This is a genomic window from Streptomyces sp. WAC07094 (genome assembly GCF_036320405.1).
GTDB classification, from domain to species: Bacteria; Actinomycetota; Actinomycetes; order Streptomycetales; family Streptomycetaceae; genus Streptomyces; species Streptomyces lannensis.
In genome coordinates this window covers 7,094,700-7,118,434 of sequence record NZ_JAVMJZ010000001.1, presented here as the reverse complement: position 1 = coordinate 7,118,434, position 23,735 = coordinate 7,094,700, and the positions used below count along the sequence as shown (strand labels likewise).

Here is a 23,735-nt window from a genome sequence, read left to right as displayed (position 1 = left end):
ATGCCGCGTCCGTTCCGCTTCGGCGTCAACCTGCTCGAGCCCGCACCGGCGGGTGAGTGGCGCGCCAAGTGCCGTCGGGCCGAGCAGCTGGGCTACGACGTGATCCTGGTCCCGGACCATCTCGGCCTGCCGGCGCCGTTCCCCGCCCTGGTGGCGGCCGCGGATGCCACCGAGCGCCCCAGGGTCGGCACGTTCGTGCTCAACGCTGGGTTCTGGAATCCGGCGCTGCTGGCCCGGGAGGTGGCGACGGCGGACGCACTGACGGGCGGCCGCCTCGAGCTGGGTCTCGGCACCGGTTACGTGCAGTCGGAGCACGAGGAGGCCGCACTGCCCTACGGTTCGCCCGGCGAGCGTGTGGATCATCTGCACCGGACGGTGCGCGAGCTGGACGAACTGCTCGGCGCGGGGACGCATCTTCCGCGACCGGTGCAGAAGCCGCGCGTGCCACTGCTGATCGGTGCCAACGGAGACCGAATGCTGCGGATCACCGCGGAGCACGCCGACATCGCGGCGTTCACCGGGGCGCGCCCGGTCGCGGGGAGCACGACGGGACGCCTGGCACCGCTCTCGGCCGAGGAGCTCGACGCGCGCGTCGCCCTGTACCGGCGGCTGGCGGCCGGCCGCCAGGAGCCCGCCGAACTCAATCTGCTCATCCAGCTGGTGGCCGTCACCGACGACCCTGCGGGCGTGGTCCGTCCGCTGCTGGAGCGCAACCCCGACCTGACCCTCGAGGAGGCTCTGGCGCTGCCCGTCGTCCTGGCCGGCCCCCTGGAGGAGATCGTCGAGCGGGTGCGGACCCAGCGCGAACGCTTCGGGTTCTCGTATTTCACGGTTCTGGAGCCTTGCATGGAGGCGTTCGCGCCGGTGATCGAGTCCCTGCGCGGAAAGTAGCCGTCCGCATGCCGGAAATAGCGCTTCCGCCGGCTCCCTCCGTGATGGGATCCCCGCATGACCGATCTGCGGATACGCCCCGCGCGCCCCGAGGACCTGGACGCCGTGCTCGCCTTCTGGAAGACGGCCGCGGAGGGCACGAGCATCAGCGACGACCGGCACGGCGTGGAGGGCCTTGTCGCCCGCGATCCCGAGGCGCTGATCCTGGCCGAGCACGCCGGCGCACTGGTCGGCACCGTGATCGCGGGCTTCGACGGCTGGCGCTGCCATCTGTACCGGCTCGCCGTGCATCCCGAGCGGCGGCGCTCGGGCATCGCATCCGCGTTGCTGGCCGCCGCGGAGGAACGGTTCGTCCGGCTCGGCGGGCGCCGGGGCGACGCGATGGTCCTGCAGCGCAACACCACCGCCCAGCACGCATGGCGGTCGGCGGGGTACGCCCCCGAGGAACACTGGCGTCGCTGGGTGAAGCCCCTCACGGACTGAATGACTTTGCTGATCCTTTACCATGGATGCATCGAGCCCTCCCCCGGACGGGTCAACTCGTCCCAGCATGGAAAGGTGTGAGCGTCCGCCGATGGGCGAGCCTCCCAGTATCCGACCTCGCGCGGTCTCCGCGTCCCTGGCCGATCATGGGACGGAGGTGACCCGATGACCGAAGTGCTCCTCCTGCTGGTGGCGGTACTGCTCTCACTCGCCTGCGGTGGGTTCGTCGCGGCGGAGTTCTCGCTCACCACGGTCGAACGCAGCGCCCTGGAGCATGCGGTCAAGCGCGGCGAGCGTGGCGCCACCGGTGCCCTCAAGGCCGTGCGGAGCCTGACGTTCCAGCTCTCCGGCGCCCAGCTCGGAATCACGGTCACCAACCTCGTGGTCGGCATGCTCGCGGAACCGTCGATCGCCAAACTGCTCGCCGGCCCGCTCGCAGCGCTCGGACTGTCGCGCTCCGCGGCCACGTCCTTCGCCCTCGTGATCGGCACGGGCCTGTCGACCGTGTTCCTGATGGTGGTCGGCGAGCTGGTGCCCAAGAACTGGGCGATCTCCTCGCCGCTGGCCGTGGCCCGGCGCGTCGGCACGCCCCAGCGCTGGTTCAGCGCCGCCTTCCGCCCCTTCATCACCCATCTCAACAACACGGCGAACCACGTCGTACGCCGCTTCGGCCTCGAACCGGCCGAGGAGCTCGCCTCCGCACGCGGCCCCCAGGAACTGGTGGCACTCGCGCGGCACTCCGCCAAGGAGGGCGCGCTCGAGGCGGACACCGCCGAGCTGTTCGTCCGCACCCTCAACCTCGCCGACCTCACCGCCGAGAACGTGATGACGCCACGCGTCCGGGTCATGGCCCTGGAGGCGCAGGCGAGCTGCGAGGATGTGGCGAACGCGACCCGCGCGAGCGGTCTGTCGCGCTTCCCCGTCTACCGCGGGAACCTCGACACGGTCGTCGGAATCGCACACATCAGGGACGTCGTGGCCGTACCCGCCGAGAAGCGGCAGCACTGCTCGGTCGCCCGGGTGATGCGGGAACCGCTCTTCGTCCCGGAGTCCCTCACCGTCGACAGGCTGCTCGACCGGCTCTCCGGAAAGAACACCATGGCCGTCGTCATCGACGAGTACGGCGGCACCGCCGGGGTCGTCACGCTGGAGGACATCGTCGAGGAGGTCGTCGGCGAGGTCCACGACGAGCACGACCCCCAGGAGGCGCCCGACCTTGCCCCGGCCGGCACGGACGACACCGGCCGCACGCTGTACCTGGCCGACGGTTCGGCCCGCACCGACCAGCTCGCCCGTGTGGGGCTGCGGGTGCCCGAAGGCCCGTACGAGACCCTCGCCGGACTCGTCGCCGCGGAGCTCGGCCGCATACCCGCGAAGGGCGACCATGTGGACGTCTCCGGCTGGCGCCTGGACGTGGTGGACGCCTCCGGACGCCGGGCCGCGCGCGTCCTCATGCACGCACCGGTCGTGGAGCGGGAGGGGGAGCCGTGACCGTCGTCCAGTTGCTGATCGGTCTGCTGACCCTTGTCGCGAACGCGTTCTTCGTGGGCGCCGAGTTCGCGCTGATCTCCGTGCGCCGCAGCCAGATCGAGCCCCATGTCGAGGCCGGCGACCGGCGCGCCCGCAGTGTGCTGTGGGGCCTGGAGCATGTGTCGGTGCTGCTGGCGGCCGCGCAGCTCGGAATCACCCTGTGCACCCTGGTCCTCGGTGTGGTCGCCGAACCCGCGATCGAGCATCTGCTGGAACCCGTCTTCCACGCGGTGGGCATCCCACCGGAAGCGGGCCGTGTGGTGTCGTTCGTGATCGCGCTGACCCTGGCGACCTATCTGCACATGCTCTTCGGCGAGATGGTGCCGAAGAACGTCGCACTCGCGGAGCCGGTGCGCCTTGCGCTGCTGCTCGGCCCGCCGCTCGTGGCACTGTCCCGGGCCCTGCGCCCGGTGATCTTCACCGTGAACACCTTCGCGAACACCCTGCTCACACTGCTGCGCGTGGAGACCAAGGACGAGGTCACCGCCACCTTCTCGGACGACGAGCTGGCACGACTGGTCAAGGCCTCCACCGCCGCCGGGCTCATCGACGACCGCGCCCAGGAGCGACTGCACGACGCCCTGGAACTGGGCCGCCGGCCCGTGCGGGACGTGGTCGTCCCACTGGAACGCGTGGTCTACACGCATGTGGGCGTCACCCCGGATCAGCTGGAGCGGCTCTCCGCCGAGTCCGGGTTCTCACGCTTCCCCGTCGTGGACGAGAACCGGCGGATCATCGGCTACCTGCACGTCAAGGACGCGCTGGACGCGACAGCGCCCGACGAGCCGTTCCGGCTGCGGGACATCCGTGCCGTCCCGCGGGTGCGGGAGGACACGCCTCTCGACGACGTGCTCACCGCCATGCGCCGCAACCGCACGCACCTCGCGGCGGTCAACGACGAGGACGGCCGGCTGGCCGGGCTCGTGACGATGGAGGACGTACTGCGGGAACTGTTCGGACAGCCGCGGGAGCCGGGCACGGTCGGCTGACACCCCCCTCCCTCCGACGGACCGGCCTGAGCCGTCGGGGGGTGCGGGGCGACCGACCGGCGGGTATGCGCGCGGGATACCATCAACGGCGCCATGCAGACGAACCCCATGTACACCAGCCTGGTCGCCGTCGGCGACTCCTTCACCGAGGGCATGTCGGACCTGCTGCCCGACGGCACCTACCGCGGCTGGGCCGATGTCCTCGCGGGCCGGATGGCCGCGCGGTCGCCCGGTTTCCGGTATGCCAACCTCGCCGTCCGCGGCAAGCTGATCAAGCAGATCGTCGACGAGCAGGTGGATGTGGCGGCCGCGATGCAGGCCGATGTCATCACCCTGGTCGGCGGGCTGAACGACACGCTGCGGCCCAAGTGCGACATGGGCCGGGTCCGAGGTCTGCTCACCGAGGCCGTGGAGCGGCTGGCACCGTCGTGCAAGCAACTGGTCCTGATGCGCAGCCCCGGCCGGCAGGGCCCGGTCCTCGAGCGCTTCCGGCCCCGCATGGAGGAGCTGTTCTCCTGCGTGGACGAGCTCGCGGAACGGCACGGTGCCCTTGTGGTCGACCTGTACGGGGCGGCATCGCTCTCCGATCCCCGGATGTGGGACGTGGACCGGCTGCACCTGACGGACGAGGGGCACCGCCGGGTGGCGGAGGCCGTATGGCAGACCCTCGGGTACGAGGCCGCGGACGCCGAGTGGCGCACGCCGCTGCCCCCGTCCGCACCGCCGAACTGGCTCGCCCGCCGGACCGCGGACGTGCTCTTCACCCGGCAGCATCTGCTGCCCTGGATAGGCCGCAGGCTGACCGGCCGCTCGTCCGGCGACGGCCTCCCGGCCAAGCGCCCGGACCTGCTGCCGTACGAGGGACCCGCCGTTTAGGAACGGCACGCTTCGAAGGGGGTCGTGCATGACCACGACGGTGATCAACCTCAAGGGCCGCCTCCAGGAGTTCGGCCCCGCCCTGGAGTACGGCCCGGAGGACGTCGTCTACATCGGCCGCCGCATGGTCAGGGGCGGCTGGAACCTCCCCGGGCACCCGCTGTACAACCCGTTCCAGATCGACACCCCGCAGAAGAAGCGCGACGGGACACGGGCCGAGGTGATGGACAAGTACCGGGAGCACCTGAAGTCCCGCCCCGATCTGCTGGAGCTGGTGCCCGCACTGCGCGGCAGGACTCTGGCCTGCTGGTGCGCGCCCGAGGCGTGCCACGGTGACATCCTGGCGGAGATCGCGGACCGCACCGGAGGCCTCGGGCACGGGTCGTAGGAACCGGCCCCGCGGGCGCCACCCGGCTCCGCGGCGGCGGAGCCGTACGCGGTGACGCCGCTCTCGTAGTTTCCGCCGAATCGGCCCATGGCGCTGGCCTGCACGAATCGCCAGTAGACTCGGTGCACGTGACTGCTGCGCCCGCAAAGCCCCGAATCCCGAACGTCCTCGCCGGACGCTACGCCTCCGCCGAGCTCGCCACGCTCTGGTCCCCCGAGCAGAAGGTGAAGCTGGAGCGGCAGCTCTGGCTCGCCGTCCTGCGGGCCCAGAAGGACCTGGGGATCGAGGTCCCCGACGCGGCGATCGCCGACTACGAGCGCGTTCTCGACCAGGTGGACCTCGCCTCGATCGCCGAACGTGAGCGGGTCACGCGCCACGACGTGAAGGCGCGGATCGAGGAGTTCAACGCCCTGGCCGGGCACGAGCACGTACACAAGGGCATGACCTCGCGCGATCTGACGGAGAACGTCGAGCAGCTGCAGATCCGGCTGTCTCTGGAGCTGGTGCGCGATCGCACGGTGGCGGTACTGGCCCGCCTCGGCAAGCTGGCGGCTGAATACGGCGAGCTGGTCATGGCCGGTCGCTCCCACAACGTCGCCGCGCAGGCCACCACCCTCGGCAAGCGCTTCGCCACCGCGGCCGACGAGCTGCTGGTGGCCTTCGGCCGGGTCGAGGAGCTGCTCGGCCGCTACCCGCTGCGCGGCGTCAAGGGACCTGTGGGCACCGCGCAGGACATGCTCGACCTGCTCGGCGGCGACGCGGCCAAGCTCGCCGAACTGGAGCGCCGGATCGCGCATCACCTGGGCTTCTCGCAGGCCTTCACCTCGGTCGGGCAGGTCTACCCGCGCTCGCTGGACTACGAGGTCGTCACCGCGCTGGTCCAGCTGGCGGCGGCGCCGTCGTCGCTGGCGAAGACGATCCGGCTGATGGCCGGGCACGAGCTGGTCACCGAGGGCTTCAAGCCGGGACAGGTCGGCTCCTCCGCGATGCCGCACAAGATGAACACCCGCTCCTGCGAGCGTGTCAACGGCCTGATGGTCGTCCTGCGCGGCTACGCGTCGATGACCGGTGAGCTGGCGGGCGACCAGTGGAACGAGGGCGACGTCTCCTGCTCGGTGGTGCGCCGCGTGGCACTGCCCGACGCGTTCTTCGCGCTGGACGGACTGCTCGAGACGTTCTTGACGGTGCTCGACGAGTTCGGCGCCTTCCCCGCGGTCGTCGCACGTGAGCTGGACCGCTATCTGCCGTTCCTCGCCACGACCAAGGTGCTGATGGCCTCGGTGCGCGCGGGCGTCGGCCGGGAGGTCGCGCACGAGGCCATCAAGGAGAACGCCGTCGCCTGCGCCCTGGCCATGCGGGAGCAGGGCGCCGAGCGCAACGAACTGCTGGACAGGCTGGCCGCCGACGAGCGCATCCCGCTCGACCGCGATGCGCTGGACGCGCTCATGGCCGACAAGCTGTCCTTCACGGGCGCCGCGGCCGACCAGGTCGGTGCGGTCGTCGGCCGTGTCGACGAGATCGTGAAGCAGCACCCGGAGGCCGCCGATTACTCCCCGGGGGCGATCCTCTGACCCGGTTCACCCCGGCGGAACTGGAGGCCGCCCGCGACCGGCTGGTACCGGACGTGGTCGCGGACGGCCTCGCCGTTCTGTTCTGCGGCATCAACCCCGGTCTCATGACGGCGGCGACGGGCCATCACTTCGCCCGCCCCGGCAACCGCTTCTGGCCCGTACTGCACCTGTCCGGTTTCACCCCGCGGCTGTTCAAGCCGTCGGAGCAGGCGGAGTTGCTGACGTACGGGCTCGGCATCACCAATGTGGTGGCGCGGGCGACCGCACGGGCGGACGAGTTGGACGCCGAGGAGTTCCGCGAGGGCGGGCGCGTCCTCGGCGCGAAGGTGGAGCGGCTGCAGCCGCGGTGGCTCGCGGTCGTCGGAGTGACCGCGTACCGGGCGGCCTTCGACGACCGCAGGGCCGTCGTCGGTCCGCAGGAGCGCACGATCGGGTCGAGCCGGATCTGGGTCCTGCCCAACCCCAGTGGCCTCAACGCACATTGGACGGCGGCGACGATGGCGCAGGAGTACGGTCGGCTGCGCGAGGCCGCTGGGCACTAGCGGATCAGGGCGGGTCCCGGTCCGTGACGGCGGCCAGCAGCCTTATCTCGTCCGCCCCGTCGCGCTCGGCCACGCCGAGGGCCACCCATCGGCCGGTGCCGTCCGGCCGCCACAGATACAGCTCGTCCACAAGGTCGCCGAGTGTCGCCCAGGGCTCCGGTATCTCCTCGCCGCGTGCCTTGCGGACGCCGACGGTCAGTGACCACCAGCGCAGCCCCTCCCCCCAACGGTCGTCCAGCCGCTGGGCGATGGCCTCCTTCCAGGCGTCGAGATCCTCCGCCCAGCGCTCCCGCTCCGCGCCGTCACCCGTACCGAGACCGGCGCTCACCGCCAACGGGGCGATGTGGAACCCCGGGCCCCCGAAGCCCACGTCCGACACACCGCTCCGCGCCGGGAACTCCCGCGCGCGCAGCAGGTCGATCGTGGCCAGGTGCTGATCGATGGTCATACCTCCAGTACAGCAGTCGTCACTGACAATTGGCGGGGAGTCAGCCACCTTGAGGGTTCCGTTCGTTCGGCTCCCCGATGGGTCGGGCGTCCTGGCGGCCGCGGCGTACGGCGGCACGGGCAGGGCGCGAGCCCGGGAGGCGGTGCGTCGGGCGTGGCGCCGGGCGATCGGGAGGCGGAGGCGCGGCCGTTGGCGCACGGCCTGCCGGACCCGCAGACGGCCGCGCATCAGGTTGTCGGCACGGAGCCGGTGAAGCCGTAGCCGGCGCCGTGAAGACGTCGTCGGTGACCCGCGACCGCACGCAGGCCGTGATCCCGGTCCACGGGTCCGCCTTCGTCGTACCGGGCTGACACGACGCCGGGCGCGAGCCCGGCTCGCCCGTGATGTGCGACCTGCCCGGAAGGTCGGTCCGCTCGTTTGGTGCCTGGCCCTCGCGGGTGTGTGCGGCGCCGAGTACGATCCGCCCAACACGCGCACGAGCTGGGAGGACGGACGTTGGGGCGGCTGACCGGCGGGGACCCCTCTCTGCTGAGAAGGATCAACTCGGCGGTGGTGCTGCATGCGCTCCGCGCCACGGACCGCGCGACCCTCACCGAGATCACACGGGTGACGGGGCTGTCCCGGCCGACCGTGGAGGGCGTGGTCGAGGGCCTGATCGAGGCCGGGCTGGTGGTGGAACAGGCGGCCGAGGAGGGCGCCGCCCGACGGCAGGGACGGCCCGCACGGACCTTCCGCTTCCGGGCGGAGGCGGGCCATCTGCTGGGCATCGACGTGGGCGCGCACCGGGTGACCGCGGTCCTCGCCGATCTCGACGGCCGGGAGCTCGGCACCCTGTCCAAGGAGATCTCCGAGACGGCGCCGGCGGACGAACGTCTGGAGCGGCTGCGGAGCACGGTGGCCGAGCTGCTGCGCCGGGCGGGCGTGGCGCGCGACTCGCTGCGCGCGGTCGGCGTGGGCAGTCCCGGGATCGTGGAGGCCGACGGGACCGTCCGGCTCGGCACGGCACTGCCCGGGTGGACCGGGCTGAAGCTCGGCGATCGGCTCAGCCGTTCCTTCAAGTGCCCGGTGCTGGTCGAGAACGACGCCAACGCGGCGACCGTCGCGGAGCATTGGAAGGGAGCGGCCACCGAGTCCGACGACATCGTGTTCGTGCTGGCCGGGCTGAGTCCGGGCGCCGGTGCGCTCATCGGCGGCCGGCTGCACCGCGGCTTCGGCGGAGCGGCCGGCGAGATCGGGGCGCTGCACCTGCTGGGCCGCGAGGCGACTCCGGAGACACTGCTGTCGACCACGGACCAGCCGCTGCATCCGCTGGACGAACAACAGGTCGCGGACGTCTTCGCGCTCGCCAGGGAGGGCGACCAGCGCGCCCGCGCCGCCGTCGACCGCTTCATACAACGGCTCGTGCACGACGTGGCGGCGCTCGTCCTGGCACTCGACCCCGAACTGGTCGTCATCGGCGGCTGGGCGGCGGGCCTGGACGGCGTGCTCGCCCCGCTGCGGAACGAGCTGGCCCGCTACTGCCTGCGCCCCCCGAAGGTCACCCTTTCGCAGCTGGGCGAGGCCGCGGTGGCGACCGGAGCACTACGGCTGGCGCTCGACCACGTGGAGGAGCAGTTGTTCGCGGTGGAGGGCACCGTGACGGCACGGCGCTGAGCCGGGCCACGCGGCCGCACGGCTCGCCTACGACGTCGTGCCCCGGACCGATGGGTCCGGGGCACGACGTCGTACGCAGGCCGTGGGAGCGCCGGTGGACCGTGGTGGGGTCACGGACACCGGGCGGGGCGGTCAGGAGGCGCGACGCTCCGGGTCGTGGTGGATCTCCACACCGCCGGTGGCTCCGAAGGTCAGGCGGCAGGTGTCCGCACGGTAGGTGGCGACGGAGACCGCCGCGGTGCGGGCGTCGGCGTAGAAGCGGGTGGTGACGACGAGGACGGGGGCACCGGGCAGCCGATCGAGCTCCCTCGCGTCCTCGGCACTGACCGAACCCAGCTCCACGGACTGCTCCTGGCCCTCGAGCTCGAGGTGCTGCAGCTCGCGGAGCAGCGCACGCGCCCGCGCCGGGCCCGAAGGTGCGTCTATCGCGGAGAGGTCGGGCACCGAGGACTCGGGGATGTAGATCAGCTCGGCCGCGACGGGCTGCCCGTGGCTGACCCGGGAACGGCGCACCGTGTGCACGTTCTCGTCACGGTCGGTCTCCAGGAGGTCCGCCACGGTGGCGGGCGCGACCGCGAGGGTGCAGTCGGTGGGCTTCCAGGCGTCGTCCGCCGCACCCGGCCAGGTGTGCTGCTCGGAGCCCACGGCCACGCCCATGCGGGGCGGTGCGACGGTGGTGCCCACACCGCGGCGGCGCTGCAGCCGGCCTTCCAGTTCGAGCTGTTCGAGCGCCTGGCGGAGCGTGGCGCGGGCGACTCCGAAACGGGCCGCGAGGTCCCGCTCGTTGGGCAGGATCTCGCCCACGGAGAACTCGGAGTCGAGTGCTTCGGTGAGTACGGTCTTGAGGTGCCAGTACTTAGGCTCCGGCACCGTTTCCAGCTGCGTGGTCCCCACCCTGTCCTCCGCAATCGCCGTGGCGCGCCGGCGTTTAAGCGCCCTTGTTTATTAAAGGTTGTTGCACTTCTCTGCGACCATAGGGCGGCCCCCACCCTTGGTCAAGACCAATCCTCGATCCCTTACGCACCGCATAGGCTCCGCACCGCAGAGCGTTCACACGGCGTTCGTGATGGACGCCGCCGGTGACATGGCGGCGTGACCCCGGTTCGGAAGACGTTCATGAAGCGGGGCTACGGGGTGGTCCGTACGACGGCTAGCCGACGGACAGGGATCCCAGCTTGTCCGGGTTGCGCATGATGTAGATGCACTGGATGAGCCCGTCCACGACCTCCACCTGGAGGACGGTGTCCGGCTTGCCGCCCGACAGCACGAGCAGGGCCGTGCCCCCGTTGAGCTCCAGGAATCGGAACGACACGTCCTCGATGCCCTTGGCGGCCACACCGGCCAGGAACCTGGCGACCTTGTCGGCGCTCTCCAGAACCCGCAGCGGTGCCTTGGTACGGCCCCCGCTGTCCCCGACCAGACGGACGTCGGGGGCCAGCAGCCGCAGCAGCCCGTCCAGATCACCCTCGACCGACGCGGCGAGGAACCGCTCGGTCAGATCGCGCCGTTCTGCCGGGTCGACCTCGTAGCGCGGCCGCCGCTCGTCGACGTGCCTGCGGGCCCGGATGGCGAGTTGGCGCACCGCGGCCTCACTGCGGTCCAGGGTGGCGGCGATGTCCGCGAAGGGGTAGCCGAAGGCCTCCCTGAGCACGAACACCGCACGCTCCAGCGGCGACAGGGACTCCAGGACGACCAGGACGGCGAGCGAGACGGAGTCGGTGAGTACGGCCCGGTCCGCCGTGTCCGGCACCGCGTCTTCGAAGTCGGTGGCGTACGGCTCGGGCAGCCAGGGACCGACGTAGGACTCCTTGCGTGCCTGCGCCTGACGCAACCGGTCGACCGCCAGCCGGGTGGTGACGCGCACCAGGTATCCGCGCGGCGCGCGCACGGCGTCGCGGTCGGCGCGCGACCAGCGCAGCCACGCCTCCTGGACCACGTCCTCGGCGTCACTCACCCGGCCGAGCATGCGATAGGCGACACCCATCAGTACGGGGCGATGCTCTTCGAAGACCTCGGTCGCGGCGTCGATGGTCACCGTTCCATCCCATCCGACCCGCTCCGCCCTGTCCAGGTGACGCAACTGTCGGACACAACACATTGGCGTCCTCCTGGCCCTAAGGGGCCGGGATTCCCGGGGCAGCGCTTCGCGCTGCCTTCGAGGCTCGGCCGGTTGCCCGGCTTACGGGTTCCTGCTTCGTGGACCGGCTGGCGCCGAGGTCTCCACAGGCTGACACGGCATGCCCTGCCGCGTGTTTGATGTTGACGGCCGCATTGACGTCGGCATGGGCGGTGTGCCCGCAGCCGGGGTTCTTGCACCGGAAGACCGCTTGGCTTTCGCGGTTCGATTCCGATACGAACCCGCAGGCGGAGCACCGCTGCGACGTGTACGCGGGATTGACCTTCACCACCGTCGTGCCGGTGTAGCGGGCGGCGCTCAACAGGGCGAGCTCGAGGCGGTGCCATCCCTTGTCGAGGATGGCCCGGTTCAGACCCCGTTTCTGCGCGCCTCCCACCCCGAGCGCCCCGGCCGTCCCGGACGCCGAGGCGGACATGCTCTTGACCCGCAGGTCTTCGAGGCCGACGAGCGCGTTCCTCGCCACGACCCGACAAGCGGTCTGCGCACAGAAGTCGGTGCGCCGGTCCGACACCCGACCCATGATCCGGTTCATGGCTGTGATCGTCTTGCGCCGGTTGGTGCTCCCCTTCCGGGCGCGGGCCAGGCGCTGCTGAAGCCGCCGGTAACGCGCGGCCTCGCCGGCGCGGATGAACGACCTGTCATGGAAGTCTCCGTCGGAGGTGACGGCCGCCGCCTTGACGCCCCGGTCGATCCCGACGGCCGTATCCGGCATGGCATGCCGCTCGGGCGTGACGGCCTGATCGTCCACGAGGAAGGACACGAACCAGTGCCCGGCCTTGCGGGACACCGTCGCGGAGCGGATCACGCCACCGAGGGCACGCGACCAGCGAAAGCGGATCCATCCCAGCTTCGGCAGCTTGACCCGGCCCCACCTGCGGCCCAGGCGTTCCACCTGAATCTGTTTCGGGTCGGGGAAGCGGAACGAGGGGGACCAGCGGGCCTTGGAGCGCCGGCGGACCTTAAATGCGCCGTGCTCCCGGCATGCGCGGTCCAGGTCCTTGAGGTGTCAGCTGCAACGCGTGCGACGGCGCGGCCTTCAGCCACGGATGGTCGCGCTTGGCGTCGGCCAACTCGGCGCACTGCGGCGCATAGTTCATCCACGCCCCACGGCGCCGATACTCCCGCCGCTGCTCCAGGGCGGTGTTCCACACCGCCCGGCAGACATTCCCGAACTCCTCACACATGACCTCTTGCTCCAACGTGAGCGCGAGACGGTACCGGCGACCCGACAGCACGACAACACCCCCCAAAAGACACGAAGTTGCCGAACTTCAGCAGCATGTGCGCAGGTCAGAGAATCATGCAGACCTTTCTACTGCGGCGTCCCGCGCCGCCGGAGCGAGGATGGGCCAACCCCGCTCCGAAGGACCGGGCTCGCGCCCAAGAAATCTGGTCAACGGGCCGCCGCGCGGGAGGGGTTCACCCCGATCGGGGGCTACCCGCCGGTAGCAGTTGCTGACAGGCTGTCTACGACAGCGTTCTCCGGCGTGTAACGGACGAGGAGCAGCAGTATGCCCGCCACGGTCTCCTTCAGCGTCACCTCTCCGCACGGCCCGCGGACCGTGACCGTCTCCTACGCACGCGTGGGATCCGGCGAACCCCTGCTCCTGCTGCACGGGATCGGCCACCACCGTCAGGCCTGGGACCCGGTGGTGGACATCCTGGCGACCGAACGCGACGTGATCGCCGTCGACCTCCCCGGCTTCGGTGCGTCCCCGGCCCTGCCGGACGGACTCGCGTACGACCTCTCGACCGTGGTGCCCGCGCTCGGTTCGCTCTGCGGGGCGCTCGACGTCGACCGCCCGCACGTCGCCGGCAATTCCCTGGGGGGTCTGCTGGCCCTGGAACTGGGTCGCGAGAAGCTCGCACGATCCGTCACCGCCTTCTCCCCGGCCGGGTTCTGGACCCCGGCAGAGCGGCGGTACGCGTTCGCGGTGCTGCTCGCCATGCGCCACACGGCGCAGCGGATCCCGCTGCCGGTGGTGGAGCGGCTGTCGCGCACGGCGGCCGGCCGCACCGTGCTCACCAGTTCCATCTACGCCCGCCCCGGCCGCCGTTCACCGGAGGCCGTGGTAGCAGAGACGCTCGCGCTGGCCGGCGCCGAGGGTTTTGCCGCCACGCTCCGGGCGGGCGCCTCCGTCCGGTTCACCCAGGACCTGCCCGGTCTGCCCGTCACCGTGGCGTGGGGCACCAAGGACCGTCTCCTGGTGCGCCGTCAGGGTGTCCGCGCCAAGCAGATCATCCCCAGGGCCCGGCTCGTGCGACTACCCGGCTGCGGGCACGTGCCGATGAACGACGATCCGGCGCTGGTCGCGCGGGTCATCCTGGACGGCAGCCGCTGACCGTACCGGTCCGCGTGCCGCACGGTCGCGCGACCGGTGCGCCGCCCCGACACGCCTGTTCCCAAGGCGACTTGGGCTGCCGTGGGCGCCCTCGGAGACACCCGCGCGGACCCATGACGAACGCCGTGCGCCCCGCCGTCCCTCTCCTGTCCGGGACGCCTCACGCGCTCTGTGGTCCCCGTGTCACGGCGGTCAGTTGTTCATGTGCGGTTTCCATGTGCGCTGCGGCACACGAGTAGTTGTGGCAGTGCCCATCGCCCGGAACCGAACCTGGAGGCGCTTCATGTCACACCGTCCCACGCCCGGTCGCCGCAGCGTGCTGCGCGGCTCCCTGGCCGCCTCGGCGGCCCTGACCCTGCCCGCCGCGCTCGGCGCGGCGCCGGCGTTCGCCCTGTCGGGACGCCCGAAGGCGGGCTGGGGTGTCCAGACCGGTGACGTGACCGCGGACTCCGGTCTCGTCTGGGTGCGCTCCGACCGCCCGGCCCGGATGATCGTCGAGACCGCCGCGACCGAGTCGTTCCGCAATCCGCGCAGATGGCACGGCCCGCTGCTGGGCGCCGGCACCGACTTCACGGGCACCACACGGCTGCACGGGTTGCCCGCGGGTGAACAGATCCACTACCGCGTGCTGCTGGCGGATCCGGACGACCCGCGCCGCACCGGCGAACCCGTCGGGGGCACCTTCCGCACGACGCCGCCCGGGCGCCGCCAAGGAGTGCGCTTCCTGTGGTCGGGCGACCTGGCGGGCCAGGGCTGGGGCATCAACCCCGACTTCGGCGGCTACACCATCTACAAGGCGATGGCGAAGCTCGACCCGGACTTCTTCCTGTGCAGCGGCGACAACATCTACGCCGACGGCCCTCTCTCCGCCACCCAGGCCCTGCCCGACGGCAGCGCCTGGCGGAACATCACCACCGAGGAGAAGTCCAAGGTGGCCGAGACCCTGGCCGAGTACCGCGGCAACTTCCGCTACAACCTGCTGGACGAGAACCTCAGGCGGTTCAACGCCCAGGTGCCGTCGATCATCCAGTGGGACGACCACGAGGTCCGAAACAACTGGTACCCGGGCGAGGTCATCACCTCCGCGGACCCGCGCTACACCGAGAAGAGCATCGACGTGCTCGCGGCCCGCGCCCGGCGCGCGTTCAGCGAGTACTTCCCCCTCTCGACGCTCCAGCCGCAGGACCGCCACGACCGCGTGTACCGGGTCATGCGGCACGGTCCGCTGCTCGATGTCTTCGTCCTGGACATGCGCACCTACCGCAACGCCAACTCGCCCGACAACCAGGCCGTCGACCCGCAGGGCATCCTCGGGGCGGAGCAGTTGGAGTGGCTCAAGCGGGAGCTGTCCCGGTCCCGCGCGGTGTGGAAGGTGATCGCCGCGGACATGCCCATCGGGCTCGTCGTGCCCGACACCACGGAGGGCCTGCCGAACATCGAGGCGGTGGCGCAGGGCGACCCGGGCGCGCCGCTCGGCCGCGAACTGCAGATCGCCGAACTGCTTCGCTTCATCAAGCACCGGCGGATCACCGGCACGGTGTGGCTGACCGCGGACGTCCACCACACCTCGGCGCAGCACTACCAGCCCTCGCGCGCCGCGTTCACCGACTTCGAGCCCTTCTGGGAGTTCGTGTCCGGGCCGCTCAACGCCGGTGCGTTCCCGGCGAGCGCACTCGACGGCACATTCGGCCCCGAGCGGGTGTTCGTGAAGGCGCCCACGGACTCGAACGTCTCCCCGGCGGGGGGCTACCAGTTCTTCGGCGAGGTCGACATCGACGGGGGCAGCGGGGAACTGACCGTCCGGCTGCGTGAGCAGGACGGCACCGTGCTGTTCACCCAGGTGTTGCAGCCGGGCCGCGTGGGTCAGTAACTCTCCTCCGTTGAAGGCGACTTGAGGGAGCGGGTCGCAGAGCAGCGGAGACGCCGCACCACGGCTGCCGGTTCCACGTTCGGCCGCCGGCTCGCGTACCCTCGGTCACCGCGCCGCGCACCGGAGTCATCCCCCGGTGCGCGGCTTGCGAGCGGACACACGGCCGGGGTACCCGCGTTCCACGCCATGGTCAAAAGAACAACAAAAAGGGCAGAAGCATACTTTACTCATCAGACACACGACGTTCGTGATCACGCAACACCCTTCCTTCACAGTGGTTTGCATGACTCCAGACATGTCTGATGTGAGGCGAGCCAGGCACGGCCGCCCCGTGCACCACTGGCGACGGGACGTCATCGAGCTCGCCGCCCTGTTCACCGCGGTCGCGGTTGCCGACGCGGTGGCCAACCTCGTCGGGCACGGACCCGACGGACCCGCTCTCCTCGGCCTGTCCGCGGCGGCTCTGGTCGCGACGGCCGGATTCCACACATGGTGGGCACGCCGCCACGGTCACGCACCGCCCGTGAGCGATACCGGCGCCCGGCCGCCCGTCGTGGAGCGGCAGGCCGGGCCGTCCGGGACCGACACGGCCGGAGCCTCCACCGTGCTGTGGCGGATGCGGACGACGGTGCGTGACGAACCCGGCTCGCTGGCCACCCTGTGCACGGCGCTGGCCTCCCTCCGGATCGACATCCTCAGTCTGCAGACGCACCCGCTGGCACAGGGCACAGTCGACGAGTTCCTGCTGCGGGCGCCGGCGGAGCTGGAAGCGACCGGCATCACTCGGGTCGTCGCGTCGGCGGGCGGCACCGGCACCTGGATCGAGCGGGCCGACGCGCACGACCTGGTCGACGCCCCGACCCGGGTACTTGGCCTGGCCACACGCACCGCGCTGGACGCGGCCGAACTCCCGCTGGCGTTGCGGCAGTTGCTCGGCCGCTGCACCATCCGCTCGCTGCCCGCCGTCTCCCCCGCCTCCGGCCGCGCGGAGGACGACGTCCCCGTCGAGGGAACCCTCGAGGACACGGTGATGCGCCTGCGCGCGCCGGAGGGAGGGGTGATCACGGTGGAGCGGCCGTATCTGCCGTTCACGCCCACGGAGTTCGCCCGGGCGCGGGCTCTGGTCGAGCTGGACGCCCGGCTCGGACCGCGCATCCCCCGCAGCCAGGACGTGCTCACGCTGCCCGAGGGCAAGTCCATCACCGTACGGCGGGCCGACGCCTCGGACCTCCAGGCGGCGAAGGAGATGCACGAGCGGTGCTCGGCGCGCACGCTCGGCATGCGCTACCACGGGCCGGTCGGGGACGCGGACCGCTACCTCAGGCACCTGCTCAGCCCGCGGTTCGGCCGGACCCTCGCGGTGCAGACGACGTCGGGCCGCATCGTGGGCCTCGGACACCTGCTCTGGGACGGCGACGAGACGGAGGTCGCGCTGCTCGTCGAGGACGCCTGGCAGCGGCGCGGCATCGGCACCGAACTCCTCGGCCGGCTGGTGACGATGGCGGTCGAGGCGGGCTGCGAGAACGTCTACGCGGTCACCCAGGCGTCCAACACCGGCATGGTCGCCGCGATGCGCGGGCTCGGACTGCCCCTCGACTACCAGATCGAGGAGCGCACCCTCGTCATCACCGCACGGCTGGACGCGACCCCCGTGGCCTCGCGTCTGCCGTACGGAGAGGCGGGCGGGTCGCACGGTGCACGGGGCACACGAGACTGACCGTCCCGCGCCCCCGGCGCACACGACCCACCGAACGGCCCGGCGCGATCCGGCGGGCCGTTCGCCGTGCGGGGGTCCGGGCGGCCGCGGACGGCACCCGCACGCCGTAGCCGGCTACCGGCCCACGGCCTCCTGCCGCCGCGCCGGGGCCGGACCCCGCGCCGCCCCCAACGCGGTGTCCAGATCGGACCACAGGTCCTCGACGTCCTCCAGGCCCACCGACAACCGCAGCAGCCGGTCGCTCACCCCGGCGTCCCGGCGGTCCGTCGCGTCGACGATGCGGTGGCTGATGGACGCCGGGTGCTGGATGAGGGTGTCGACGCTGCCCAGGCTGACGGCGGGCGTGATCAGGCGGACCCGTCCGATCACCGCGTGCGGATCGCCGTGCACCTCGAAGGCGATCATCGCGCCGCCGATGCGCGGGTAGTGAACCCGGGCCACCCGTGGGTCGGCGGCGAGCCGGCGGGTGAGTTCCTCGGCGGTCGCGGACGCGGCCCTGACCCGTACCGGCAGCGTCGACAGACCGCGCAGCAGCAGGTAACCGGCGAGCGGGTGGAGCACCGCACCCGTCGCGAAGCGCATCTGGCGGAGCCGGCTCGCCATCTCCTCGTCGCAGGCCACCACCCCGCCCATCACATCGCCGTGCCCGCCGAGGTACTTCGTGGCGCTGTGCAGTACCAGCCGCGCCCCGAGCGCGGCGGGCCGTTGCAGCACGGGCGTCGCGAAGGTGTTGTCCGCCAGCAACGGCACCGAGCCGCAGGCGTGGGCGATCGCGCGCAGATCGACCTCCGCGAGCGTCGGATTGGCCGGGGACTCGACCATGACCAGGCCGGTGTCGGGGCGCAGGGCGTCGGCTATGCCCGCCGGGTCGGTCCAGGTCACCTCGTTGCCCAGCAGCCCGGCGGTCAGCAGATGGTCGCTGCAGCCGTACAACGGTCGTACGGCGACGACATGGCGCATTCCCAGCGTGTTCCTGGCGAGCAGGACGGCGCTGAGCGCGGCCATGCCGCTCGCGAAGGCGACCGCGCCCCCGGTGCCCTCGAGCCGCGCGACCGCGGTCTCGAAGCGGGCGACGGTGGGGTTGCCGAGCCGCCCGTACACGGGCGGCCCGTCGGGTTCCGCGCCGTCGGCCGCGAACGCGTCGATGCGGGCGGCCTCGTCACGGCTGTCGTGCGAGGGGTAGGTCGTGGAGAAGTCGAGTGGTGGGGCGTGCAGCCCCAACTCGGCGAGGTCCTCACGTCCGGCGTGCACGGCCTCGGTGGCCAGTGCCCGGCGGGCGGGGAGATCCACCGCGAATCCGTCCTGCGCGTCGTGGGTGCCATGAGTACGGGAGTCCATGGATGGCAGACTGAACACCGGCCGGGATCACGGCGCCGAAACCCGTGTTACGTTCGCCGCATGGCCGAATCCGTCGTACTGGACCCGGTGGATCTCCATCTTCTGCGGCTGTTGCAGAACGACGCCCGGACGACGTACCGCGACCTCGCGGCGCAGGTCGGCGTCGCGCCCTCAACCTGTCTGGACCGCGTGACGAGGCTGCGCCGCTCGGGCGTCATTCTCGGCCATCAACTGCGGCTCGACCCGGCGAAGCTGGGGCGCGGACTGGAAGCGTTGCTGTCGGTGCAGGTCAGACCGCATCGGCGGGAGCTGGTCGGCCCCTTCGTGGAACGCATCCGGGCGTTGCCCGAGTCCCGGACCGTCTTCCACCTCACCGGCCCCGACGACTACCTCGTGCATGTCGCGGTCGCGGACATGGCGGATCTCCAGCGGCTGGTCCTGGACGAGTTCACGGCCCGGCGGGAGGTGGCCCGGGTGGAGACCCGGCTGATCTTCCAGCAGTGGGACTGCGGTCCCCTGCTGCCACCGGGCCAGAGCCCGCCGAAACCCGCTCAACAGCCCTAGCTGCACGGATCACGCCGACGTCGCGCGAAAGCCGCGGTCCCTCCCGGCCGACCTGATCCGAACGACAGGCCCTAAGCCGAGCGCGGAATCCCCGTGACGCACCCCACGGTGTCGTATCAGGATGGTCCGCATGTCAGACACCACCAGGAGCCCTCTGCCCCGGGAGGTCGCCGACGCCTACGTCGACGCCCTCGTCGCCCTCGACCCCGTCACCGGTACCTACCTCGGTGTGAAGGAGAGTTCGAGCAAGCTGCCCGACACCTCGCCCGCGGGCCAGGAGGCGCTCGCCGAGCTGGCGCGGGCGACCCTCGCCCGGCTCGACGAGGCGGAGCGCCGCCCGGGCGCGGACAGCGACATCGAACGCCGGTGCGCGCGACTGCTGCGCGAGCGGCTCACCGCCGAACTCGCCGTGCACGAGGCCGACGAGGGTCTCAGGACGGTGAGCAACCTGCACAGTCCCGTGCACTCCGTGCGTGACGTCTTCACGATCACCCCCACCGCGACGGACGAGGACTGGGCGGCGATCGTGGAGCGGCTGCGCGCCGTTCCCACCGCACTGGCGGGCTACCGCGAGTCCCTCGCCCTGGGTCTCGAGCGCAAGCTGCACGCCGGACCGCGCCCGACCGCGACCTTCGTCGAGCAGCTCACCGAGTGGTCCGACACGGACGGCCGGGGCCGCGGCTGGTTCGAGGAGTTCGCCTCCGAGGGGCCCGAGTCGCTGCGCTCGCAGCTCGACGACGCGGCCCGTGCGGCGACCGCGGCCGTCGTGGAGCTGCGGGACTGGATGCGCGACGTCTACGCACCGACGGTCGAGGGCGCGCCGAACACGGTCGGCCGCGAGCGCTACGCCCGCTGGGCGCGCTACTTCAACGGCACGGACCTGGACCTCGACGAGGCGTACGCATACGGCTGGTCCGAGTACCACCGGCTCCTGGGCGAGATGAAGAAGGAGGCCGAGAAGGTCCTCCCCGGCGCCGCGACACCCTGGGTCGCGCTTGCGCATCTCGACGAGCACGGCACCCACATCGAGGGCGTCGACGAGGTCCGCGCCTGGCTGCAGGGCCTGATGGACGAGGCGATCGAGGCCCTCGACGGAACGCACTTCGAACTCGCCGAGCGGGTCCGCAAGGTGGAGTCCTGCATCGCGCCCCCCGGCAGCGCGGCGGCGCCGTACTACACGGCGCCCTCCGCCGACTTCTCCCGCCCGGGGCGGACCTGGCTGCCGACGATGGGCCAGACCCGGTTCCCGGTGTACGACCTGGTCTCGACCTGGTACCACGAGGGCGTCCCCGGCCACCATCTGCAACTGGCCCAGTGGGCACACGTGTCGCAGGACCTCTCCCGCTACCAGGCGACCGTGGGCGGTGTCAGCGCCAACGCCGAGGGCTGGGCCCTGTACGCGGAGCGCCTCATGGACGAGCTCGGCTTCCTCACCGACCCGGAGCAGCGGCTCGGCTATCTGGACGCCCAGATGATGCGTGCGGTCCGCGTCATCATCGACATCGGCATGCATCTGGAGCTGGAGATCCCGGCCGACTCACCGTTCCACCCGGGTGAGCGCTGGACGGCCGGGCTGGCACAGGAGTTCTTCGGCTCCCACTCCAGCCGTCCCGCGGACTTCGTGGAGAGCGAGCTGGTCCGCTATCTGTCGATGCCCGGCCAGGCGATCGGCTACAAGCTGGGCGAGCGGGCCTGGCTGCTGGGCCGGGAGAACGCCCGGAAGCGCCACGGCGACGCGTTCGACGCGAAGGCCTGGCACATGGCGGCGCTCTCGCAGGGTTCGCTGGGCCTGGACGTCCTGGTGGACGAACTGTCGCGGCTCTGAGCCGGACGGGCGGCCGGTCCCGGGGCGTCGCCTCCGGGTCCGGCCGTCACCGGCGGAATCCGCCCTCCGAGTCGATGACCTGCCCGGTGATCCAGGCGGCCTCGTCCGTGGCGAGCCAGGCGACGAGGCGGGCGGGGTCGTCCGGCATGCCCCAGTGTCCGGCCGGGAACCGGGCGGCGACGGCCTCGTACGCATCACCGGTCAGATAGTCCGTGTCCACGGGGCCGGGGTTGACCGTGTTGACGGTGACGCCCCGCTCCGCGAGCGCGGTCGCGAGCGAGCGTGTGATGGAGGCGAGGGCGCCCTTCTGCAGCGCATAGGCGATCTCCTCGGGCATACCGCCCGCGATGTCCTGCCCGGAGGTCATCATCACCACCCGACCGCCCGTTCCCGCCGCGGGCGTCGCCGCGCGCCGTCGGGCGTACGCCTGGACCAGGAGCAGGACGGAGCGGGTGTCCACCGCCCAGTGGGCGTCCAGCACGGCGGCGTCGACGGTGTCGAGCGTCCCGCCGCTGCCGCTGAGCGCGTGGTTGGCGACGAGGATGTCCAGTCGTCCGCCGAGCGCCTCGGCGGCCGTCGCGATCAGTTCGGCGGGGGCGGAGGGGTCGGACAGGTCGGCCGGTCCGTCGGCGACCGGGGCGTCCGGGTCGCCGAGGGCCGCGCGCACTGCGGCGACCACCTCCTCGGGACGGTCGGCGCCCCAGGGCATCGCGGCGTCGTGCGGCACATGGTGGTGCAGATAGACGCCGGCGCCGTAGGCGGCCAGCCGCCGGGCCACCGCGTAACCGATGCCTCCGCGCCGGCCGGCGCCGGTCACGAGGGCGGTCCTGCCGCGCAGAGGCAGGGGGTCGCGGCGGAGTTCCCCGGCCGTGGGGGACGGGAGCCGTGGCACGTCAGCCGCCCGTGCGGCGGACCTGGACGAGCCCCATCCAGATCTCGGGGCCCGGCTCCACGTACGCCGCCCGCACCGTGTACCGCCCGGGTTCGAGCGCCACCCGAAGATGTTCCGTGCGTGTGGACTCGTGTCCCGGCCAAGCCGCGTCGAACAGCACCACGTCGCCCGGCACGTCCCACTGCACCTCCGGCTCCCACTGCGCGGTACGCAGCGCCTCGGGGACGCGGTCGAGCAGCGCGGCCTCGGAGTCCGCGGCGCACCAGCGTACGAATGTGCCGAACTCCGCCAGGAAGGCGGTGGAGGCGGGCTCGTCGCCCAGGACCAGGGCGCGGGTGTCCCCGACCGGCACCAGCCCGATGTATCCCTCGATCTCACAGGCCCGGTCGTAGTCGGAGGACGTCTCGTCGCCGTCGGCGCCCGCCCAGAACGGCAGCACCACCTCCGGTATCGCGATGAGCGGCCCGCCGCCCGACTCGACCCACACGACCGCACCTTGATCCGTATGACTGACCATGCTCAGAAGCTACACGCACGCGACGCAGCGGAGGCACCGCTTCCGCAGGGTGGGAAAATCGGCGGCGGAACGTCAGCAGCCGCAGTCCAACTGCGGTGCACCCGTGGAAGGTTGGCCTCCCACGTGAGCACCGGTCAAGCCCGAGAGGGAGTCGGCGGTGCGACGCCCTCGGCCCTCCCGGGTCTCGAACTCCAGGCCCTCGCGGGCCCAGTACTCGAAGCCGCCGAGCATCTCCTTGACCGAGAACCCGAGCTCGGCGAGAGCAAGGGCCGCACGGGCAGCACCGTTGCAGCCGGGACCCCAGCAATAGGTGACGACCGGGACGGACTTGTCGAGCACCCGCTCGGCCTGCTCCGGAACAAGGGCCGTGGGGAGGTGGAGCGCACCCGGGATGTGGCCCTGGTCCCAGGCCGCGGTGGACCGCGAGTCGAGGAGGGTGAATCCCGGGTCCCCAGCCGCCAGCGCGGAGGCCACGTCGGACACGTCGGTGTGGAAGGCGAGGCTCGCCCGGAAGTGGGCGGCGGCCACCGCGGGGGCGGCGGGCGGGATGCGCAGGACGGGGTTGGCGAGGGTCGTGGTGTCGCTCACGTCGGGCCCTTTCATGGGGGTGTCTGGATGACCCGAAATCTACGGTCGTCCGTCGGCGTCCTGAAGGTGCGATCCACGGCACACCTCTTGATCGGCCGGGGATCTCCCTGCTATCTCTCGAAGATGACCGCGTATTCACCGGACGCCACCGACTGGCGCATTCTCGACGTCCTTCAGCGCGAAGGGCGCGTCAGCTACGCCGAGCTGGCCCGCGCCGTGGCCATGTCCCCGAGCGCGGTGACCGAACGGGTCCGCAGGCTGGAGGAGGCCGGCGTCATCCAGGGGTACGCGGCGGTCGTCGACCCCGAGCGGCTCGGACTGCCGATCCTGGCCTTCGTACGGCTGCGGTACCCGAACGGCAACTACAAGCCGTTCCATGACCTGGTCGGCGCGACGCCCGAGATCCTGGAGGCACACCACGTCACGGGCGACGACTGCTTCGTCATCAAGGTCGCGGCGCGCTCGATGAGGCATCTGGAGGAGGTGTCGGGCAGGATCGGCACACTGGGATCCGTGACGACGAGCGTCGTGTACTCGTCGCCCCTCCCCCGTCGTCCCCTCGGCCGCTGAGCCG

General features: G+C 71.6%; 23 protein-coding genes. 15 read left to right on the top strand and 8 right to left on the bottom strand.

The window, feature by feature from the left end; all coding sequences use genetic code 11:
* The 8 genes from RCR19_RS31685 (at window position 1) to mug (ending at window position 7,270) form a co-directional block, all read left to right on the top strand.
* Window positions 1-891: an LLM class F420-dependent oxidoreductase gene (locus RCR19_RS31685; RefSeq protein WP_331268219.1), complete on the top strand. Its 891-nt coding sequence runs from the start codon at window positions 1-3 to the stop codon at window positions 889-891.
* A gap of 57 nt (window positions 892-948) precedes the next feature.
* Window positions 949-1,374, top strand: a complete 426-nt coding sequence (locus RCR19_RS31680; RefSeq protein ID WP_331268218.1) for a GNAT family N-acetyltransferase — start codon at window positions 949-951, stop codon at window positions 1,372-1,374.
* 165 nt (window positions 1,375-1,539) lie between these two features.
* On the top strand, window positions 1,540-2,865 hold the full coding sequence (locus RCR19_RS31675) for a hemolysin family protein (protein WP_331268217.1): 1,326 nt from the start codon (window positions 1,540-1,542) through the stop codon (window positions 2,863-2,865).
* Window positions 2,862-3,893, top strand: a complete 1,032-nt coding sequence (locus tag RCR19_RS31670) for a hemolysin family protein (RefSeq protein ID WP_331268216.1) — start codon at window positions 2,862-2,864, stop codon at window positions 3,891-3,893. The genes RCR19_RS31675 and RCR19_RS31670 overlap by 4 nt, the downstream gene beginning before the upstream one ends.
* 93 nt (window positions 3,894-3,986) lie before the next feature.
* Window positions 3,987-4,769: an SGNH/GDSL hydrolase family protein gene (locus tag RCR19_RS31665; protein ID WP_331268215.1), complete on the top strand. Its 783-nt coding sequence runs from the start codon at window positions 3,987-3,989 to the stop codon at window positions 4,767-4,769.
* 28 nt (window positions 4,770-4,797) lie between these two features.
* On the top strand, window positions 4,798-5,157 hold the full coding sequence (locus RCR19_RS31660; protein ID WP_331268214.1) for a DUF4326 domain-containing protein: 360 nt from the start codon (window positions 4,798-4,800) through the stop codon (window positions 5,155-5,157).
* 128 nt (window positions 5,158-5,285) lie between these two features.
* Entirely contained in the window at window positions 5,286-6,728 is a 1,443-nt protein-coding gene (purB, locus tag RCR19_RS31655) for an adenylosuccinate lyase (RefSeq protein WP_331268213.1), read from the top strand.
* Window positions 6,725-7,270, top strand: coding sequence for a G/U mismatch-specific DNA glycosylase (gene mug, locus RCR19_RS31650; RefSeq protein WP_331269607.1), 546 nt, complete (start codon window positions 6,725-6,727; stop codon window positions 7,268-7,270). Before purB ends, mug begins: the two co-directional genes overlap by 4 nt.
* 4 nt (window positions 7,271-7,274) lie before the next feature.
* On the opposite strand, the gene RCR19_RS31645 is transcribed toward mug, so the two are convergent.
* Window positions 7,275-7,718: a hypothetical protein gene (locus RCR19_RS31645; protein WP_331268212.1), complete on the bottom strand. Its 444-nt coding sequence runs from the start codon at window positions 7,716-7,718 to the stop codon at window positions 7,275-7,277.
* 495 nt (window positions 7,719-8,213) lie between these two features.
* Here RCR19_RS31645 and RCR19_RS31640 point away from each other — a divergent pair, with 495 nt between their 5' ends.
* Window positions 8,214-9,371: an ROK family transcriptional regulator gene (locus RCR19_RS31640; RefSeq protein ID WP_331268211.1), complete on the top strand. Its 1,158-nt coding sequence runs from the start codon at window positions 8,214-8,216 to the stop codon at window positions 9,369-9,371.
* 132 nt (window positions 9,372-9,503) lie between these two features.
* Here the strand turns inward: RCR19_RS31640 and RCR19_RS31635 are convergent, their stop codons facing one another.
* The 3 genes from RCR19_RS31635 to RCR19_RS31625 form a co-directional block, all read right to left on the bottom strand.
* Window positions 9,504-10,265: a GntR family transcriptional regulator gene (locus RCR19_RS31635; protein WP_331268210.1), complete on the bottom strand. Its 762-nt coding sequence runs from the start codon at window positions 10,263-10,265 to the stop codon at window positions 9,504-9,506.
* Between the two features lie 256 nt (window positions 10,266-10,521).
* Window positions 10,522-11,406, bottom strand: a complete 885-nt coding sequence (locus RCR19_RS31630; protein ID WP_331268209.1) for an RNA polymerase sigma-70 factor — start codon at window positions 11,404-11,406, stop codon at window positions 10,522-10,524.
* 79 nt (window positions 11,407-11,485) lie between these two features.
* Complete coding sequence (locus RCR19_RS31625) at window positions 11,486-12,502, bottom strand: transposase (RefSeq protein ID WP_331269606.1); 1,017 nt, start codon at window positions 12,500-12,502, stop codon at window positions 11,486-11,488.
* 517 nt (window positions 12,503-13,019) lie between these two features.
* Here RCR19_RS31625 and RCR19_RS31620 point away from each other — a divergent pair.
* The 3 genes from RCR19_RS31620 (at window position 13,020) to RCR19_RS31610 (ending at window position 17,437) form a co-directional block, all read left to right on the top strand.
* Entirely contained in the window at window positions 13,020-13,850 is an 831-nt protein-coding gene (locus tag RCR19_RS31620; protein ID WP_331268208.1) for an alpha/beta fold hydrolase, read from the top strand.
* Between the two features lie 283 nt (window positions 13,851-14,133).
* The gene (locus RCR19_RS31615) at window positions 14,134-15,720 is read left to right on the top strand and encodes an alkaline phosphatase D family protein (protein WP_331268207.1); all 1,587 of its coding nucleotides are present in this window, start codon (window positions 14,134-14,136) and stop codon (window positions 15,718-15,720) included.
* A 283-nt stretch (window positions 15,721-16,003) separates the two neighbouring features.
* Window positions 16,004-17,437 (top strand): GNAT family N-acetyltransferase, encoded by a 1,434-nt coding sequence (locus tag RCR19_RS31610; RefSeq protein WP_331268206.1) that lies wholly within the window; start codon window positions 16,004-16,006, stop codon window positions 17,435-17,437.
* Window positions 17,438-17,551: 114 nt separating this feature from the next.
* On the opposite strand, the gene RCR19_RS31605 is transcribed toward RCR19_RS31610, so the two are convergent.
* Window positions 17,552-18,775: a PLP-dependent transferase gene (locus RCR19_RS31605; RefSeq protein ID WP_331268205.1), complete on the bottom strand. Its 1,224-nt coding sequence runs from the start codon at window positions 18,773-18,775 to the stop codon at window positions 17,552-17,554.
* A 60-nt stretch (window positions 18,776-18,835) separates the two neighbouring features.
* Here RCR19_RS31605 and RCR19_RS31600 point away from each other — a divergent pair, with 60 nt between their 5' ends.
* Together RCR19_RS31600 and RCR19_RS31595 are read left to right on the top strand one after the other, a co-directional pair.
* The gene (locus tag RCR19_RS31600; RefSeq protein ID WP_331268204.1) at window positions 18,836-19,339 is read left to right on the top strand and encodes an Lrp/AsnC family transcriptional regulator; all 504 of its coding nucleotides are present in this window, start codon (window positions 18,836-18,838) and stop codon (window positions 19,337-19,339) included.
* A gap of 130 nt (window positions 19,340-19,469) precedes the next feature.
* A complete protein-coding gene (locus RCR19_RS31595; RefSeq protein WP_331268203.1) occupies window positions 19,470-21,164 on the top strand; it encodes a DUF885 domain-containing protein in 1,695 nt (564 codons plus the stop codon).
* Window positions 21,165-21,210: 46 nt separating this feature from the next.
* Here RCR19_RS31595 and RCR19_RS31590 read toward each other — a convergent pair whose 3' ends face one another.
* The 3 genes from RCR19_RS31590 to RCR19_RS31580 all read right to left on the bottom strand — a co-directional run bounded on the left by RCR19_RS31590 (window position 21,211) and on the right by RCR19_RS31580 (window position 23,161).
* A complete protein-coding gene (locus RCR19_RS31590; protein ID WP_331268202.1) occupies window positions 21,211-22,056 on the bottom strand; it encodes an SDR family oxidoreductase in 846 nt (281 codons plus the stop codon).
* Window position 22,057: 1 nt separating this feature from the next.
* Window positions 22,058-22,573 carry an immunity 21 family protein gene (locus RCR19_RS31585; RefSeq protein WP_331268201.1) on the bottom strand — a complete coding sequence of 172 codons (516 nt, stop codon included), beginning with the start codon at window positions 22,571-22,573 and terminating at the stop codon, window positions 22,058-22,060.
* Between the two features lie 72 nt (window positions 22,574-22,645).
* Entirely contained in the window at window positions 22,646-23,161 is a 516-nt protein-coding gene (locus RCR19_RS31580) for a rhodanese-like domain-containing protein (RefSeq protein ID WP_331268200.1), read from the bottom strand.
* Window positions 23,162-23,284: 123 nt separating this feature from the next.
* Between RCR19_RS31580 and RCR19_RS31575 the strand changes: the two genes are divergently transcribed.
* Window positions 23,285-23,731, top strand: a complete 447-nt coding sequence (locus RCR19_RS31575; RefSeq protein ID WP_331268199.1) for an Lrp/AsnC family transcriptional regulator — start codon at window positions 23,285-23,287, stop codon at window positions 23,729-23,731.
* The last annotated feature ends 4 nt before the right edge of the window (window positions 23,732-23,735 follow it).